The sequence below is a fragment of the uncultured Microscilla sp. genome (assembly GCF_947493425.1).
Lineage (GTDB): Bacteria > Bacteroidota > Bacteroidia > Cytophagales > Microscillaceae > Microscilla.
In genome coordinates, this window is the sequence record NZ_CANLRP010000030.1 from 46433 (window position 1) to 63716 (window position 17284).

Annotated in this window: 13 protein-coding genes; 4 read left to right on the forward strand and 9 right to left on the reverse strand. The window is 41.4% G+C overall.

Annotated features, from left to right (window positions below):
• Nucleotides 1-61: 61 nt before the first annotated feature.
• The 7 genes from lysA to Q0954_RS10670 all read right to left on the reverse strand — a co-directional run bounded on the left by lysA (nt 62) and on the right by Q0954_RS10670 (nt 9739).
• Nucleotides 62-1324: a diaminopimelate decarboxylase gene (lysA, locus tag Q0954_RS10640; RefSeq protein WP_299456631.1), complete on the reverse strand. Its 1263-nt coding sequence runs from the start codon at nt 1322-1324 to the stop codon at nt 62-64.
• Complete coding sequence (locus Q0954_RS10645) at nt 1308-2300, reverse strand: homoserine kinase (RefSeq protein ID WP_299456633.1); 993 nt, start codon at nt 2298-2300, stop codon at nt 1308-1310. The genes lysA and Q0954_RS10645 overlap by 17 nt, the downstream gene beginning before the upstream one ends.
• A gap of 474 nt (nt 2301-2774) precedes the next feature.
• The gene (locus tag Q0954_RS10650; RefSeq protein WP_299456635.1) at nt 2775-3950 is read right to left on the reverse strand and encodes a WG repeat-containing protein; all 1176 of its coding nucleotides are present in this window, start codon (nt 3948-3950) and stop codon (nt 2775-2777) included.
• A gap of 72 nt (nt 3951-4022) precedes the next feature.
• Nucleotides 4023-5234 (reverse strand): NAD(P)/FAD-dependent oxidoreductase, encoded by a 1212-nt coding sequence (locus Q0954_RS10655; protein WP_299456637.1) that lies wholly within the window; start codon nt 5232-5234, stop codon nt 4023-4025.
• A 13-nt stretch (nt 5235-5247) separates the two neighbouring features.
• Nucleotides 5248-5739 (reverse strand): hypothetical protein, encoded by a 492-nt coding sequence (locus Q0954_RS10660; RefSeq protein WP_299456639.1) that lies wholly within the window; start codon nt 5737-5739, stop codon nt 5248-5250.
• A 537-nt stretch (nt 5740-6276) separates the two neighbouring features.
• Nucleotides 6277-6774, reverse strand: a complete 498-nt coding sequence (locus tag Q0954_RS10665) for a hypothetical protein (protein ID WP_299456641.1) — start codon at nt 6772-6774, stop codon at nt 6277-6279.
• Nucleotides 6775-7336: 562 nt separating this feature from the next.
• The gene (locus tag Q0954_RS10670; protein ID WP_299456643.1) at nt 7337-9739 is read right to left on the reverse strand and encodes an ABC transporter permease; all 2403 of its coding nucleotides are present in this window, start codon (nt 9737-9739) and stop codon (nt 7337-7339) included.
• A 560-nt stretch (nt 9740-10299) separates the two neighbouring features.
• Between Q0954_RS10670 and Q0954_RS10675 the strand changes: the two genes are divergently transcribed.
• The 3 genes from Q0954_RS10675 to Q0954_RS10685 all read left to right on the forward strand — a co-directional run bounded on the left by Q0954_RS10675 (nt 10300) and on the right by Q0954_RS10685 (nt 13742).
• Entirely contained in the window at nt 10300-11673 is a 1374-nt protein-coding gene (locus Q0954_RS10675; protein WP_299456645.1) for a sigma-54 dependent transcriptional regulator, read from the forward strand.
• A 90-nt stretch (nt 11674-11763) separates the two neighbouring features.
• Nucleotides 11764-13113, forward strand: a complete 1350-nt coding sequence (locus Q0954_RS10680) for an ATP-binding protein (protein ID WP_299456648.1) — start codon at nt 11764-11766, stop codon at nt 13111-13113.
• Nucleotides 13114-13244: 131 nt separating this feature from the next.
• A complete protein-coding gene (locus tag Q0954_RS10685; RefSeq protein ID WP_299456650.1) occupies nt 13245-13742 on the forward strand; it encodes a GNAT family N-acetyltransferase in 498 nt (165 codons plus the stop codon).
• Nucleotides 13743-14216: 474 nt separating this feature from the next.
• Here Q0954_RS10685 and Q0954_RS10690 read toward each other — a convergent pair whose 3' ends face one another.
• Nucleotides 14217-14804: a hypothetical protein gene (locus Q0954_RS10690; protein ID WP_299456652.1), complete on the reverse strand. Its 588-nt coding sequence runs from the start codon at nt 14802-14804 to the stop codon at nt 14217-14219.
• A gap of 450 nt (nt 14805-15254) precedes the next feature.
• Here Q0954_RS10690 and Q0954_RS10695 point away from each other — a divergent pair, with 450 nt between their 5' ends.
• Entirely contained in the window at nt 15255-16715 is a 1461-nt protein-coding gene (locus Q0954_RS10695) for an OmpA family protein (protein ID WP_299456654.1), read from the forward strand.
• A gap of 66 nt (nt 16716-16781) precedes the next feature.
• Here the strand turns inward: Q0954_RS10695 and Q0954_RS10700 are convergent, their stop codons facing one another.
• Nucleotides 16782-17024 carry a hypothetical protein gene (locus Q0954_RS10700; protein WP_299456656.1) on the reverse strand — a complete coding sequence of 81 codons (243 nt, stop codon included), beginning with the start codon at nt 17022-17024 and terminating at the stop codon, nt 16782-16784.
• Nucleotides 17025-17284: the final 260 nt, after the last annotated feature.

The following is a 17284-nucleotide window of genomic DNA, read 5'->3' on the forward strand; positions in this document are numbered from 1 at the left end:
TTTTTGAATAGTCACAAGCAGTGAGCAACAAGCTTCAAGTGTGTATGCCCAGTAGTACAAGTTATTGGGTGATTACTTTGGCAAAGTCTACTGCAGGCAAATCTACTTGATTGCGCATCAGGTCTTCGTAAGTATCTCGTTTACGAATCAGTTTGGCTACGCCATTGAGCACCAATACCTCGGCTGGGCGAAACCTTGAGTTATAGGTAGACGCCATACTGTAGCCATAAGCCCCGGCACTTTCCAGGGCAATAAGGTCACCTTCGCGTACCTCGGCGAGCATTCGATCTTTGCCCAGGTTATCTATCTCGCAGATATTGCCTACTATGGTATATTTTTTTTGTGTTCCTTGAGGGTTCGACACATTTACAATTTGGTGGTAAGCATCATACATCATTGGGCGAATCAAATGATTAAACCCTGAATCAACCCCCACAAAATCAGTCCCTCCGTTGCGTTTGCATACCTTACATTCGGTGAGCAAAGTACCCGAATTGCCCACCAAAAAACGCCCCGGTTCAAACCAAAGCTCCAGCGTACGCCCGTATTTCTGACAAAATTGTTGAAATACCGGGTCAAGTTTTTGCCCCAGTTCTACTACATCAATCACCTCTTGACCATCGCCTACGTCTACTTTAATGCCTCCACCAAAATCTATAAACTCCAGGTTTTTGAACCCCAACGCAATGTCAAATACTGTTTGTGCCCCTTGCAAAAATACTTCTGGAGTCATAATCACCGAACTACTATGGATATGAATGCCATTGATGGGTAAATTATACTTGGCTTCTATGGCTTTTACCTCGTCGAGCTGATTCATAGAAATCCCAAACTTTGATTGATTGTGCCACCAGTTTACCTTATCGGCATTTTTTTGGGTGGCAATGTGAGGGTTTAACCTGATACATACGGGTACTTGGCTACCATAACGTTGGGCAAATTTTTCCAGGTTTGAGAGGTTTTCTATATTTATTTTTACCCCTAGCTCTACCGCTTCTATCAACTCTTCAATGCCCACACAATTAGGGGTAAACACGATTTGTTGCGGTGCAAAACCTGCTGCCAATCCCATGCGTACCTCAGGCAACGACACTGTGTCGAGCCCCAAACCCTGGCTTAACATCAACTTCATAATGTTGATATTCGTCAATGCTTTACAGGCATACTTTATCTGAAGGTTTACTGTCGAAAACCCTTTCCGAAAACGAGCAATTTGCCCCAAAATATGGTCAGCATTATATACATATACAGGCGTACCAAACTGACGGGCAATGTCGGTTACCCGTAGGCGTTGGATATAGTATTCATTATCTGTTCGTTGCATTTTTCAAACGTTTGGCTATTTGAGTGATCAATTGATTGATTTGAGTTTCTTCTTGTCGCATTTGCTGTACCCGATGCATCAACTCTTGCACCCTTTGCCATTGACTTTGATGGTGTTTGTGCAGTAAGTTATTTCGCAAGTGCCAGGTAATCATACCGTGAGCCCCCCACTGAATATAGGCAAACAATAGTGTCCACTCTTCATGAGTAAGTGAGCGTTGGTGTTGGTAGGCAGTCAAAAACGCCTCAAGTAAGACAGCATCCAATTGATTGTCAGGAAAACAAAAACCGTTAATCGTCACTCCTACATCAAACAGCAGGTGATCATGGCACGCTTCCTCAAAGTCAATGACTGCCACCAGTTGATTGCCACCAAACAAGGTGTTGTCAGCAAAACAGTCGCCATGTACCACTCCCTTAGGCAAAGGTTGCCTCAGCAAGGGGCGCAAATAATTGGTTTGTTCTTTAAAATACTCCAGTAAAACAGGTATTGGATTTTTTGCCTGCTCAAATTCAGCAATCAAAGCATCACAAGTATCTAAGTGAATTGCATTTTTTTTGAGGTAGTGCTGGGCATTGGGCAACAAACTTAGTTTGCCTATAGCCTCAGCAATTGCACTACATGTGTATGCATTTAGTGCAGGTTCGTGCCCCTCATAAAATTCATATACCATGACATAATGCTCGTCCAATGAATGAATGAACCCACCATCTTTTTTGGCAATAGGGTATGCCGTTGGAAAGGCGATTTGCCGCAAGGCTTTCATCAAAGTTACCTCATACTCAATGAGGGATAAAGGCTGTTGGGTACACACCCGATACAAAAAACTTCCTTGGTCAGTATCTATGCGGTAGTTTTGATTGGCATAACCAAAACTAAGCTGAAAGTGGGTTTTAAAAACTCCCAAATCGTACAAAACCAATACTTGTTTGATCTGCTCAACAAGTTTATCTTTTTCTGTTTTGATATTGCTCATCAATAGTCCATAGTATTTAGTCGATAGTCCATAGCTGACTCGAGTAAATGTTCACCTTGTTAAATGCTGTAAACCAGTATTTTACATTAAGATTGCTTACTCACTTTATTTTTAAAAGTGTTTCGGTTTTACGCCTAAGCACCCAATTAAATAGTTTTTAAATTCATCAATAACTGATCACCAGCAAACAACTTTGACGAAAATCACTGCGGAGTATTGGCTCATGAAGTTGTTTTTTATTGCCTGATAGTTACAATTATTTTTTTATCGAAAAAAACTGTGAGCTTAATTTTATCAAATCACGATAATCATCCTCTTGTAATAATTATAGAGCGCGTGGGCGAATGAGTTTGAAAATTAGACGATTGTATAATAGTTAGCAAACTTACATCAATATTGTACTTGATACGGTAAGTATAGTACAAGTTGATAGGTTAAAGCTTGAAAAATGAGCGTGATAACACTTTTTTCAAGCTATTCATCAAAGTATTCTTCTCCCACCCGATCTACATAAAAACGACGTTTACCTTTACGCACCAACGCCAGCCCATTTTTGAAGGGCTTCACTGCATCGTATTGCAAGGGTAAAATAATTTTGCCTGAAGGCTGAATAATGCCCCAACGCCCATTTTTCTTAGCCAGCACCTGTTGATTAGGCACTATTTGTAAGTATTGATAATAAGTAGGTAGTTGTACCTGTCCTTGTGGGTCAATCAGATTCCAGCCTTTATTGGGCAAGGCTACTGCCGCCAGACCACCCACAAACCGAGGCATTCGGCGTTTGTGTTCCTGCCTAAACCACTCAGCATTGATCACATACTGACAAGCAACAACCAATGTCCCCTTTGGGTTAATAAACCCCACTTTGCCTTGGTTCATCACAGCCGCCAAACCTTCGGTAAATCCGTGTACTGCCCCATACTCTGATACATCAAGTACTTTGTTGCCTTGTTTATCTATGAAATACATCACTTGAGTCGAGTCATTGTTTTTGGCAATGATCAGGGCAAGCCCATTGGCGTAACTTTCTGCTCCTGCCCGACGAATAGTTGCCTGAACTTTACCTTGAGTATCTATAAAAGCAGCTTTAGAGAAAATGTGTATACCCAATGCAGGGTCATAGCGAGGAGGCTGGTTGGCTACCAGCGCCCTGCCTTCGCTAAAAGGGGTAGCATAAACATATTGGTGCTTAAGCAAGGTGTCGCCCCGCCAGTTGATGTAGCCGTGTTGGTGTCCATTCCAGACCATTGCCACGCTGTCGCGAAAAGTAGTGACTCCTAAATGTGCTACCGGAATAATTGCCTGACCAGTTTTGTCAATGTAGCCTGCCTTGAACTGCCCATCTGTCTTTTTGCCAAAAATAACTTCTACCTTTGCCCGTCCATTACTAAAAGACTGGGCTTTGTCATATTTAAGAGCAATCACGGTTTTTCCACTGCGGTCAATGTATCCATACTTACGGTTGAGTTCTACCAGGGCGAGCCCTTCAGAAAAAGGAGCTACATAGTGGTAGATGCAGGGAATAACAATGGTGCGCTCCTGGTTTACAAACCCCCAACGTTGGTTTTGAAGGTAGGGAATGAGCCTGGGCGTTTGGGCGTTTGCGCTCAATGAAAGACAGACCAAAAATGCCATCAGTTGTTTCATCATTTGAGGAGATTGTCATGGTTCAAAAAAATAAGGAAAAGCAATACAGCCGTTTATCAAAAGTAAAAGCCAATGCTACCCCAACTTACCCGCGACAAATCCAGTAGCCCAGGCAGCCTGAAAATTGAAGCCACCAGTAAGCCCGTCAATGTCGAGTACCTCTCCGGCAAAGTACAGTCCGGGGTATTTTTTACAACCCATTGTTTTTGCCTCAATTTCGTCGAGGCTCACCCCTCCACAAGTAACAAACTCCTCTTTAAAGGTAGTTTTTCCATGGGTTTGGTAAGTATCGTTTGACAAGCCATTGACCAGGCGGTTTCGTTCTTTTTTCGACAGCTCACTCCATTTTTTTTGGGCGGGCACTTGCCAGCGGTTGAGCAAAAACTCCCATAAACGGTGGGGTAGCCCAAAAGGGTTTTTGTTTTGTACTTGACGGGCTTTGTAGGTTTGTTGGTAGGCAACAATTTGGTTGCGTAATGCCTCTTCGTTTATTTCGGGCAACCAATTGACAATGACTGGACATTGGTATTGTAAATCGTGTAAAATACGTGCCCCCCACGCCGATAAACGTAGTACAGCAAAAGCACTGATTCCCCAGTGAGTCACCAAAAGTGAGCCTTCTTCTTGCAACTTGGTACCTGGTATTTTTACCTGTACTTTGGGCACGGCAATGCCAGGCAGTTGTGTAATTTCTTCTTTGGGCAGGTTAAATGTAAACAGTGAAGGAACGGGTGGCACCAAGTCAAGGTTGAGCGAGCCCAACCAGTTGAGCCCCGTCAGTTTAGGGCTACCTCCAGTAGTTACAATCACCCGGTCAGCTTTTTCGGGCACTTTGTTTTTTATATGTAGCAAAAAAGTGCCGTCATTGTTTGCCTTGAGTTCGGTTACTTCGGCCTGTGTGTGTATCTCTACTTTGAGTTTTTGGGCAACAAGCATGAGACAATCAATGATACTTTGTGAATCGTCAGACGTTGGAAACATTCGCCCATCGGTTTCGGTTTTGAGCGGGACTCCTTTGTTTTCAAACCACTCTACAGTGTTTTGTGGCATCCATTGTGCCAATGCTTGCCGCAAAACCTTTTGACCACGTGGGTAGTTTTTGAGCAAAGCTTTTCGATCAAAACAAGCATGGGTCACGTTGCAACGTCCTCCACCCGATACTTTAACCTTAGCGAGTAGTTTAGTGCTTTTTTCCAGTAGGGTTACCTTACTTTCGGGGTGGTGTTGGGCGGCAGAAATAGCAGCAAAAAAGCCTGCAGCTCCTCCACCAATCACAAATATGTTCAATGTAGTAGTATGGTTATCTCATGACAATGTTAATCAGGCGCTCCTGAATATTAGGAGGTAATGTGGCCGCCAGCACCAACTGTATTTTCTCTAATTTTGGTATTTCATCTTCAAACGAGAAAAACGCCAGCGTTTCACCTTCGGTCATTAATGTGATTTGTTTCATTCCGGTGAGCGACTGGTAAAACTCCCAGGCAATTTCCTGTGCGTCCAGTGTTTCGCAAAAGCTGTAAAGAGAAGTTTGTGGAGTAAAAACAATTTGTTGATGATCCTCTGCTTCCAGGTATACTTGAGCACCTTTATCCAGGTCGAAATTAATGAGTTGGAGCTCATCTTCATAAAAAACAAACTCCGTGTCTTTAAACACATGCGAAAACAAATCAGGTTGATTTAATGATCCGGCGTTGTCAAAAGTTTTTAGAATCCTAAGTACCTCTTTACGCGACATACCCACTGTGGTTCCATATATAAACCCGGTTTTCAGAAATTCGAAAATATTGGTCATGCTATTTATATTTTATAGCTTGTTTAATTTTTTCTGTTTGAGAAGTATTGTATGATGAACTATTCCATTAGGGGCGCTAAAATACTGGGGACTAAAGTCCTGTAAAAAAATAAAGGATAACTCCTGCTTACCCATTGCAATCTATAAATAATAAAAGTAGTTCGTTAAGTAAAACGTAAAAAATAAAGTAGTCCAGTAGAACAAAACAGTGAGTGGACGAGCGAACAAATCTTTGCAAAGTTGGAAATTCCAATTCATCGGAGCCAAAGCTATGGAAATATTAGCTTTACAGAGCCCCGAATCAAGTTCGGAGGATTTAGAAACTCGGCACAGCACAACTGTAGCCTCGGCTTTTTGAAGAAGCCTCCTTGCCTAAGGTGTCGTTCTATGAATGTAAGTTATTTTGAAAGTTTTACTAAAAAAAGTATATTGATGTTGATTAGCCAGAGAAGTTTTGCAAGGTTGTAGCAACAAGTTCCTCGTTAAAACTTTCATTCAATGGCATTGGTTGTTAGGCAAATAAGGCTGACATAAACGTTATGATTTGCTTTTTTTCAATTGTGTTGTCCTCAACCTACTTTTAAGACTTGCCGTAAGCGAAGCGTCCACCCTGCGCTGAATTTTTTCCATTTTACCTTCGGCACCAAACGAAAAAAACAACAATACTTCACCTTCAGTCATTATAGCAATTTGTTTTTGTATACAAAAAGGTTGGTAAAACTCCCAGATAATGCCTGCCTTGTTCAGCGCATCGGTAGCGTCATAAATAGAGGTATCATAACTGAACATGAGCTTTTTTCGTTCCCATTCCATCTGTACACTAGGCTTGTTTTCCATTTTAAAGTTGACTGTCTCCAGTACATTTTCATAGAAAATAAGCTCTATACCTTCATATAAATAAGCGTGATAGTTAGGCAAATCCATCAGAATTTCATCATCAATGTCAGAAATAGTATTGAACACAACATCTTTAGACATACCCACGATTACCTCCTGAATGACCCCCGTCTGTAAAAACTCTAGAATGTTTATCATATTTAGTTGGCTATAGTTTATTTGAAGTGATAAGTAGCAGCAAGTCCTTAGATACCGATGAATATCGGTGCAATTAGCTATAAGCTACAAGTAAAGATAACTATCTCATAATATGATAGTTATACTTTCATATTAGGTATATTTAATTTTGTCTTGGTACATAGTATAAACACATAATCCTGCCTGAATAAGAATACAAAAGTAATGAAGCTCCAGAAAGCTATTTGTTAAAAATATTGGTGATAAGGTGATTTTTGCAGGATTATATAAGTGCCTGGTAAAGCCAAAAACTATACACATCAACTACTTAAAGATGTTACTTTTTTTTAAAACTAACAATTTGATTTTATAAAAATGTGTCGAACCAGCTTCTTTTGTGGTTTTGGTTAAAATAGTAGGACTAAATAAAGAAGGTAGATAGGCAATGATTTGTGAGAAAGTTTACTATAAGAAAAACACCCAATCACTATACAAGTCATGGGGTGCTAAAAGAAAGAAATCACGGGCTAACAAAAAAGAAAAGAGTTGAAACACCATAGGTAATTGATGGTTTTTAGGTCAACTACTCGTTCCTCAACGATCTTACTGGATTATTTTGTGTAGCAGCAAGGGTTTGATAACCTATAGTAACTAATGTAATCAACAAAGCAATGCTTCCTGCCCATACAAATACCATGAGCCCTATCGAAGTGCGATAGGCAAAACCATCGAGCCAGTGGCGCATTACATAATACCCCACAGGAAATGCCACCACAAAAGACAGTAAAATTTGTTTGATGTAGCCTTTGACCAATAAGGCAAACAGTTGCACTGAAGAAGCCCCCAAAACCTTCCGTATGGCTATTTCTTTACTGCGCTTTTGTACTGTAAAAGTAGCAAGCCCAAACAAACCCATACTGGCAATGAGTATGGTAATAATGGCGGCAATGTTGAAAATTTGCCCGGTGAGTGCTTCCTTATGGTAAAAATGCTTCATTTGCTCATCCAAAAAATGGTATTCCAGTGGGGTGTCAGCATCAAACTTATCGTTTACTTTTTTGGCATAAGCCACTACCTGAGCCATATCCTGACTATGTACTTTGATCGAAAAATAGTCTAAACGTCTTACTGGATTATTCCAATGCGCTATGATCAAAGGAGACATTTTGTTATGCAATGATTGTAAGTGAAAATCCTGGACAATGCCTATGACTTTTGCCTTAAACCTGCGGCTGGTATCTGCCGATCTTACATAATCGCCCACCCCCAGTTTAAACTGTTTGGCGGCAAGTTGGTTAATCAACACCTTGCTTGAGTCGGCTTGGTCATTGCCCCCAAAATTGGCTCCCGCCACCAATTGAATATCAAAAGTAGACAGAAAATCTTGATCTGCACCCACCAAAAACGACTGTTGTGCTTCATTGGCTGTTTGCCCCTTGCCCAACACAGGCAGCAGCGTAATTTCTTTCCAGTCGCCCGGCACTCTAGAAGTAGCCGATACTTTTTGTATAGTGGGGTGCTTAAGCAACTCTTGCTTGATTGCCCTAAAGCTTTGGCGGGTTTTGCGGCTATTGATGTCTATTACCATCAATTGTTCCTTATTAAAGCCCATTTTTTTATTTTGGACATAGTCGAGTTGTTTATGTACAATCAAGGTGGCGATTACCATCAACATAGACAAGGCAAACTGCCCCACCACTAAAATCTTGCGCAGCAACAAACCCCTGGGAGATGTTTTTACCTGAGATTTAAGTACATATACTGGTTGATAGCCAGACAGCACCAGGGCAGGATAAATACCCGCCAGCAAACCCACAGCCAGGGTAATCAGAAACAGTTGCCCCAACGATGCAGCAGCACTGTGCCAGCCAATCTCAAAGTTTTTGTGGGCAAGTTCATTAAAATAAGGTAAGACAGCTTCGGTAACCCCTATAGACATAATAAAAGCCAACATAGCAATGATGCTCGATTCAATCAAAAACTGCACAATTAACTGTTGGCGGTATGCCCCCATTACTTTGCGTACACCTATTTCTTTAGCTCGATACACCGACTTAGCCGTGGTAAGATTGATATAGTTGATGCTGGCAATAATGAGTACAAACAGGGCAACAGCCGTAAAAGCATACACATAAAAAATGTTGCCTTTGTTGGTAGCAGCAAACCCTACCTCGATGTGGCTCGAGTGAAAATGTACATCAGTGAGTGGCTGCAGAAACAAAGAACGGGTTTTCCAGGAGTTGCCCCCTTTGGCAGTAGCCAAAGCCGAGAGCTTTTTCGACAATGTCTGGGCGTTGGTATGAGGCTTTAGCAACAGGTAAGTAATGGCTGCCCGGTTTCGCCATTGTTTCAAATACTTTCTCCAGCGAGGCTGATTTAAGGGCAGTGAAAACAACATAGAAAAGCGCACGTGGGTATTTTGAGGCAAGTCCTCGATCACGCCGCTTACAGTAACTTTTTTATCAAAGCGGTTAAACTCCATTGTTTTGCCTACAGCGTTAACGGTGCCAAACAAACGCAAGGCTGCTGACTTGGTCAATACTACCAAATGGGGTTTGGTGAGCGCAGTTTGAGCATTGCCCGCCAGCATTTTCAAGTCAAATACTTTTAATACATTGGGCGTGGCAATCTGAAACAAACGGTCATTGAAGGTTTGATTCCCAATTTTGATCACTGCCTGTCCACCCGCTACAAACTGTACAACTTCTTCTATTTCCGGGAAACTGCTTTGAGCTGGTTTTGCCAATGCGCTGCTGGTATACGCCAACCAACGAGCTGTTTGATCGGCTGTTTGGTTGCGTTCTACTACTCGGTAAATGCGTTGGGCTTCAGGAAAGGCAGTGTCATACCGCAGCTCGTCTTGGATATAAAGCCATAAAATAAAACTACAACTAATACCCAGTGTAAGCCCTAGCAGGTTGATGGCTGAGTGTAGTTTATTGCGCCAAAGGTTGCGCAGGGCAGTTTTCAAATAACTTATAAACATAGTTTCAATGGGGGTTATATGGTATAATGGTTCGTAAAGCTGGCAGGTGCAAGTTTTAAGCGATAAGTCGCAAGTTACGCCCTGTTCCACAGATGGCTAACAAATTTATAATATACTTATTTTCAGTGTATTATGAGTTTGTTAGTTAGAAACACTTACTATTCAATTGTTATATAGTTAAACTTATATTGAACTAAACAACTGAAAAGCATTGGGATATTGATAATAATAGTTGTTTTTGAAGTTGCGCTTTCAAGTTCTGTGCCGTAGCGCTAATATACTGAAAGGCAGCGACTTGAAGCTGTTTTCTTAACTCATGTGATTTTTAAACTGCCCACTAGTGGACATTTTTTGTCTTAAAGATGGGCACTTATGAAAGTGAAAGGTTTTTGTGTATTTTTGACAAGTGTTTGACACTGAACCAATTGCAATAAATGGTTTAGGTCTTGTAATAACAGTCTATAGCAACCAGTCTGCTGTTTATAGTTCTTATACTATTTTGAAAAAGCCTAAAATATAGTGATGAGTGATGGTTGCATCATAAAAAAACAGAAACCACCATGGTTAAAAAAACAGGGAAAATACTTGTAGTAGACGATGACCAATATGTAACATTGTCGTTGAGAATGTTGTTGGAGCAATACTTCAAAAAAGTAGAAGTACTCAATTCGCCCAAACTTATTCCAGAGGCATTTGCCCAACAAGTGTTTGATGTGGTGTTGTTGGATATGAACTTTAGCCCTGGCGAAACGTCGGGTAAAATGGGGATTAGATGGCTGGAGAAAATCATAGAATTAGACCCTAACACCAGCCTAGTATTGATGACTGCCTATGGAGCGGTAGACATTGCTGTGCAAGCGATTAAAGATGGAGCTGTAGACTTTGTGGTCAAACCGTTTCAAAATGAAAAACTGGTGTCTACAGTCACCGCAGGCTGGCAACTAAGTCAATCTAAAAAAGCGGTGAAACATTTGCGCTCGCAAAAAGATATTTTGAGTTCGGCAATGGATCATCAGTACGCCAATATGATAGGGCGATCGGCGGTAATGCAAGAGGTTTTTCAAACGGTAGAAAAAGTAGCCCAAACCGATGCCAATGTCTTGATCTTAGGTGAAAACGGTACAGGTAAAGAGCTCATTGCCAGAGCAGTACATCGTAGCTCGGCAAGGGCTAATGAGGTGTTTATTAGTGTAGACCTGGGGGCAGTGTCTGAGGCTTTGTTTGAGAGCGAACTTTTTGGGCACAAGAAAGGAGCCTTTACCGATGCCAAAGAAGATCGGGTAGGGCGCTTTGAAGCAGCATCAGGAGGGACCTTGTTTTTAGACGAAATTGGCAACCTTTCGCTGCCTTTGCAGGCAAAACTGTTGGCGGTGTTACAAAACCGCCAAGTGATAAGGGTAGGGAGCAACCAACCGATTGCCATAGACATACGCCTGGTATGCGCGACTAATATGAACCTGACCAAAATGGTAAAAGAGGGCACTTTCAGGCAAGACTTGTTGTACCGGATCAACACCATTGCTGTGCAACTGCCCGCCCTGCGTGAACGCGACGAAGACATCCCTTTGCTTGCCGAACACTTTCTGAAAATATACTGCAAAAAATACCAAAAACCAGCACTAAGAGTCCCTGAATATGTGGTAAAAAAGCTGCAAAAATATCAATGGCCAGGCAATGTGCGCGAGTTGCAACATGCCTTGGAGCGTGCCGTGATTTTAAGCGATGGGGCAAACCTTAAATCCAGCGATTTTCAGTTTTTGACCGATGACGTAGAAGAAGACCGAAAAGTAGAAAACTACAACCTGGAAGACCTCGAAAAATGGGCGATAAAAAATGCCTTGGTCAAACATAAAGGCAATGTAAGCCACGCTGCCAAGGAGTTGGGGCTTACGCGTGGTTCGATGTACCGCAGAATAGAGAAGTATGGCCTGTAAAATAGTAGCAAATGGTAAGCGATTGGCTACAAGTGATAGATAAATTATGAATATCCACTGTATTGTTTAAAAAAAATTAATGCTGTCTTGATGCTTAAAAATATAAAACTCAACATACTACTTCGATTGCTCCTGTTGCTAGGGTTGATGGGATTACTTATGTATTCGTGGTTGGTATTGGGCAGGTACTTGCGTAGCGTATACCTTGTGGTATTTTTGGGGTTGGCCAGTGCCGAATTTTTGTGGTATGTAGACAAAACCAACCGCGATTTGGGTAACTTTTTACTTGCCTTGCTGCACAACGACTTTACTACCCGTTTTTCGGCAGGGCACCAAGGCAAGAGTCAGGCATACTTGTATAAGTCGTTCAATGCGATCAATCAAAAGTTTTTGGAGCTCAACGCCGAACGCGAAGTGCTTTTTTTGCATCAACAAATGCTGGTAGAGCACCTCAATGTAGGGATTATCAGTTTTGACCGGCACGGTAAAATTCATTTGCTAAACAATGCCTTTCGGCAAATACTACAACAACCCCAAGCTTTGTTGCGCCAAGTGGATGACCTCAAACGAGTACAGGCGACATTGTATGAGGCTATCCAACAGGCCAAGGCAGGCGAACGTAAAGTAATAAAAATAAGGCGGGAAAACGACCTGCTCCAGCTTGCCATACAAGCCACCGAATTTAACCTCAAAGGCAAATATTTTAAGCTAATATCTGCACAAGACATTCAAGGGGCGCTGGATGAGCAAGAGTTAGACGCCTGGCAAAAACTGATCAAGGTGTTGACCCACGAAATAATGAATTCGGTAGTGCCTATTACTTCCCTTAGCGACACTTTATACCTGATACTTGCCCAATCATTGCAAAGTACAAACACCCTAAGCGCCAAAACTTTGGAAGATGTTCGGCTGGGGCTGGATGCCATCAGAAACCGCAGCAAAGGATTGGTCGGTTTTACCGAAACCTATAAAAATCTTACCCAAATACCTCTTCCGAAGTTTGCCCAATTGTCATTATCTGCTTTGGTGGTACGTTTGCGTAGTTTGATGCAGCCCCGTCTGGAAGAAGCCCAAATTCCTTTGTTGCTTGATTTGCCTGACAATGAAGTGTATATTCTTGCCGATATGCAATTGATAGAACAAGTATTGCTCAATTTGATCAAGAATGCCATAGAAGCCCTCGAAAACCAGCCTAACCCTTGTATTAACCTACAGGTGGGTCTTTCGCCCGAAGGCAAAACCTGGCTAAAACTCAAAGACAATGGCCCTGGCATTGCTTCCGACCAGCTAGACAAAATATTTGTACCTTTTTTTACTACCAAACCTCAGGGCTCAGGCATTGGGCTAAGCTTGTGTCGTCAAATAATGCGTATGCACAAAGGCAGCCTGTCTTGTCATTCAGTGCCAGGGCAAGGAACAGCGTTTACAGTGGTTTTTTAGTAGTTTCTTTTTGTTTCTTGATGTGTTACCCTGTACTTATAGCAGTATACCATATTTTGCTTGTGCAAAGCTGGGCAAATGATAGGTTTGTATTTTTAAATTGTTTGATTGCAAAGTTACCATAAAAACCTATGAATTTAACTTCCGAAAGACTCCTTTATATTCCAGTGACTGAAGCCGAGCGCGAAGGTTATATGGCTTGGTACACCAACGACGAGGTAATGAAATACATTACGGGCAAAGGTTTGACCAAGGCTCAGGCAAACGAACGTTTTGCCAAAGCTATAGAAAGCAACCTGGCAAACCCTGAAATGGGCTTGTATGTAGTAAAACACCGTGATACCAACAAAAATATTGGCATTGCCAAACTAGCTTATTTCAACGATGACAACACTGCCGAGGTGGGGTATGGTATGATGCCTGACAGTTGGGGCAAAGGTTATGCTACCGAAATGCTCCTTTGCTTGATGGCACATTGTCGTACTTTACCTCAAATAAAAACTTTGGTAGGAATAGTAAAACCTGAAAATAAGGCATCAGTCAAAGTGCTCACCAAACAAGGCTTTGTGCTTGATAAAGTAGCACTGAGCCGGGGGGGAGAAGAAGCATATTACAAGCTTGATTTATGAAGACAAAAAAAAGCTTGCCTAAGTTGTTAGACAAGCTTTTTGGATTGAATCACTTATTCGTAAGACTCGGATAGCAAATGAATCTTTACTGGTGTTTTGTTTGATTAGTTAGGTTTTGTCAGATTAAAAATGTTTGACCACCTATTCAATACTCGCTTAATAGATGTTCATGGATGATAAGTGTTTGAAAAATAGGTTTTGTATTGCCTGATGGTATTTTGTTCTATCTTGAATAATAAAAAAAGTTTGACCACTTATCGAAAAAGACCCGGATAGCAAAATAGCTGGTGGTTAGGAGTTAGGTTTAGTAACGTGTTCAAAATAAGTTTCTGTTTTTTTAGGGCAAATACGCACGACTGACTGAGGCATTTTTTGCGCTCGTAGCAGCGCTACGGGCAATAAAAATAACGAAAGGCAGTAAAGCGGATTTATTCTAAATCGGACAGTTATTGCGAACACGTTACTTAACACATTTTATTTTAGTTTAAATGTTTTAGCAGACTTCCACATCAGTTGTATGTCTTGGCGAGTGTAGGCAGTAAATTTATCAGGTGACAACCGGTAAGGCATTCCACTACTGATTACTACAGTTTCGCCGTTGGCATCTACACAATGTACAAAAGATAATACGCCGTTTTTATCGGCTTTCAGGTATCCGGTTGCTCCGTCAACTTCAAGCTTGGCAAACGAAGGGTTTAGATCCTTGTTGGTAGCCAATGCCCTGATTGCCTGAGTGTTTTCTTGGGCTGTTCCTTGTATTTTGTTGAGTTGCATCTTAAAATATTTGCCCCCGTATACTGTAACCCCCAAATTGGTTTTATGTGGGATAACCCTGGCATTTTTAGGTGCCATAATGGTTGCCGCAAACCCTGCATTGCTTAAATCAAACACCGCAAAATCGTCAAAATTGGGGCGTTTGTGTAATACATTGGTGGGGGTGCCCATGCTTGCTGTCATTACCTGAGCTCCACCTTTGAGGGTGTTTGCCCCTTGGTGAATTTCTCCACAAGAAGCCAACATGCAGCTCAAAGCAAATGTGGTAGATAATAGTGTTCTTTTCATGAGTGTTATTAGGTGTTGTTTTTAGTAGTAATGTGATACAAAAGTAGGGGTAAAACAGCGGCTAACCAACCAAGCCAAAGGCAGGAATTTACTTTGAAAAATATCTTAAATGTGGAATGCTCATTTGGTGAGTAATAGCCTTTGAGAGCTTATGAGGAAGGTTTTTGGATAAAAAACACGGTTGAAAATTCAAGAATAAAATCTAATTGAAAAAAAAGAATAAAGTAGGGGAGGTAATAAGCAAAGCAGGGCCATTTGTCCTGACCAAAGGCTTGCCTGAAAAGCATTAAAAATAAGACAATGTTTAAGTGAAAAAATAATTTAAAATTTGCTACTTCTACCCACCCTGGCACCACCTCAAATCTCCACTTTTTATTTTCGATTCCTGTATATGTTTACCTATGCCTTTGACCAGCAACATTATTATCAACAACATAAAAGGATCATACTATGATGTATAAAATTTATTACCTACTTGTATTAAGTTGGTGGATGGGCGCTACCTTATCATTTGCCCAAACCTCTCCTACTCGTACCTCTTCTGTTTATTTTGCCTACAAACAAAGTGAGTTAAACGCCAAAGCCAAACAAAAGCTTGATCAAACATTTGCGCTTCTTTACCACAAGCAAGTACTCGATTATAAGGTAACGCTTACCGGGCTTGCCGATTCGGTAGGCAACGTAGCCGCTAATCACCAACTGGCAAATAAACGAGCCTTGGCAGTGAAAACTTATCTGATTGCTCAAGGTGTTAGTGCCGATAAAGTAACAGTAAAAGTGTTGGGCGAACGCCCGGCAAACAACGAAGATGAGCATCACCGCAACCGAAGGGTTGAAATAGTGTTGCGTTGGCAAATACGCAGCAAACCAATAGTAAGCAAAAGGCCTCCCACCAAACCATCAAAAGGTAATATTCAGGTGTTTTTTGATAGTGTAAAACAAACCCCACAAATTTTTGTGATTGACAACAGCCGCGACACTGTATTGGTAGGCAAACAAGGTACTCGAATGCTTTTTTATGCTCATTCATTTTATACCTCACGAGAGCAAGCCACCCTCCCCATTACCATTACCCTACGCGAATATTACACTTATGCCGATATGGTACTTGCCAACCTTACTACCACTTCGGGCAAACGCTTGCTCGAAACAGGTGGGATGTTGCAAATACGGGCTACACAGGGAGGCAAAACACTTCGCTTGAGAAGAGGACAAAATGTGTTGTTATCTTTTCCAACGAATAGTCTAAAAAAAGACATGAAAGCCTTTAATGGCAAACGAGGCGATGAAGGTTTTATCAACTGGAGACGCAACAATAGAGGATGGGTACTATTTGGCAGGGCTGGTGGGGGGTGTATACAATACAAACATATTTGTTGGTTAAGTCGTTTGTTTAGCCGACGTTTACGAGCACGCTACAGGCAACAGATGGGCCGCATGACTGAAGCTGACAGATTGCTATTAGCAAGGGAAGAGCAAGTAAACAGAAAAGAAATTGAAGAAGGAAACAAAGACGCCTATATAATGAGTACCAGTCGTTTGGGTTGGATTAACTGTGATGCGTTTACACGTATGCCCAACACAGTAAGAGTTCAGGTAAAAATACCTGCCCATCACTCTCTTAAAAATACGCGCTATTTTTTAGCATTGCATCAGCGTCGTAGTTTGGTGGTTGGCTATCAATACTATCAGCGCAAATTACAGTTTATCTATTTGCCAAAAAACGAAAAGGCTACCCTGATTGCTATTGAGTATAAAGATAAACAAGTATTGGTGGCATCTGAGGAAGTGCGCATTGGTGAGATAATGGGCAAAAACCTAAAGTTTGTACCACATACCATTGATGGTGCTCGTGAAGCAATCAAAAAATTGACTGCCTTTGAACAACAACAGTTCAACACAGGAAGATAGTCTGTAAACAAAGAAAGTGAAAAGCCCGATGCTGATGTACAATGCATTGGCATCGGGCTTTTATATTTATTTTTGGTGCAAGGCGTCTAGTAACTCTATATTGTTGAGTAAATATTGCATTTGAAGAACACTTGCCTGTAAATAAGTTTTTACTTGTTCATACTCTTGGTTTTCGAACAGTGTTAAAGGCAGATCTGCGTCAAGCATCAGCGCTTCTAAGTTGGCACGTACACTTTGGGCAAATACATTTACAATTGATTCAGGAATGACAATGCTTTGTGCCTCTGGGTTTAATTCAGTAAATTGCATACTGTTATATATTTTTATGTGACAAAAAGCCCTTGAGGTAAGACGTCCAAATCATAACCTCTTGGGCTTACTTTCACCGTGAAAGTATGAACAAATATAGTGAAAACGCCCGCCTTTTGCAAGAGGAATTCCAAGTTAATTCACTGATTTTCAGAACATTAAACAACTTATACGCAAACTTTAGGGTTGGCAAGTATTGGTCTTGCCAGAAGCCTAAAACCTTCGAAATGATAGGAAACGCCACCTCGTGACAGCTCCTG

Excerpts from the sequence above, each read along its gene's own strand:
- lysA (WP_299456631.1), bottom strand. The coding sequence starts at position 1,324 with ATGCAACGAACAGATAATGAATACTATATCCAACGCCTACGGGTAACC.
- Q0954_RS10645 (WP_299456633.1), bottom strand. The coding sequence starts at position 2,300 with ATGAGCAATATCAAAACAGAAAAAGATAAACTTGTTGAGCAGATCAAA.
- Q0954_RS10650 (WP_299456635.1), bottom strand. The coding sequence starts at position 3,950 with ATGATGAAACAACTGATGGCATTTTTGGTCTGTCTTTCATTGAGCGCA.
- Q0954_RS10660 (WP_299456639.1), bottom strand. The coding sequence starts at position 5,739 with ATGACCAATATTTTCGAATTTCTGAAAACCGGGTTTATATATGGAACC.
- Q0954_RS10665 (WP_299456641.1), bottom strand. The coding sequence starts at position 6,774 with ATGATAAACATTCTAGAGTTTTTACAGACGGGGGTCATTCAGGAGGTA.
- Q0954_RS10670 (WP_299456643.1), bottom strand. The coding sequence starts at position 9,739 with ATGTTTATAAGTTATTTGAAAACTGCCCTGCGCAACCTTTGGCGCAAT.
- Q0954_RS10675 (WP_299456645.1), top strand. The coding sequence starts at position 10,300 with ATGGTTAAAAAAACAGGGAAAATACTTGTAGTAGACGATGACCAATAT.
- Q0954_RS10680 (WP_299456648.1), top strand. The coding sequence starts at position 11,764 with ATGCTTAAAAATATAAAACTCAACATACTACTTCGATTGCTCCTGTTG.
- Q0954_RS10685 (WP_299456650.1), top strand. The coding sequence starts at position 13,245 with ATGAATTTAACTTCCGAAAGACTCCTTTATATTCCAGTGACTGAAGCC.
- Q0954_RS10690 (WP_299456652.1), bottom strand. The coding sequence starts at position 14,804 with ATGAAAAGAACACTATTATCTACCACATTTGCTTTGAGCTGCATGTTG.
- Q0954_RS10695 (WP_299456654.1), top strand. The coding sequence starts at position 15,255 with ATGATGTATAAAATTTATTACCTACTTGTATTAAGTTGGTGGATGGGC.
- Q0954_RS10700 (WP_299456656.1), bottom strand. The coding sequence starts at position 17,024 with ATGCAATTTACTGAATTAAACCCAGAGGCACAAAGCATTGTCATTCCT.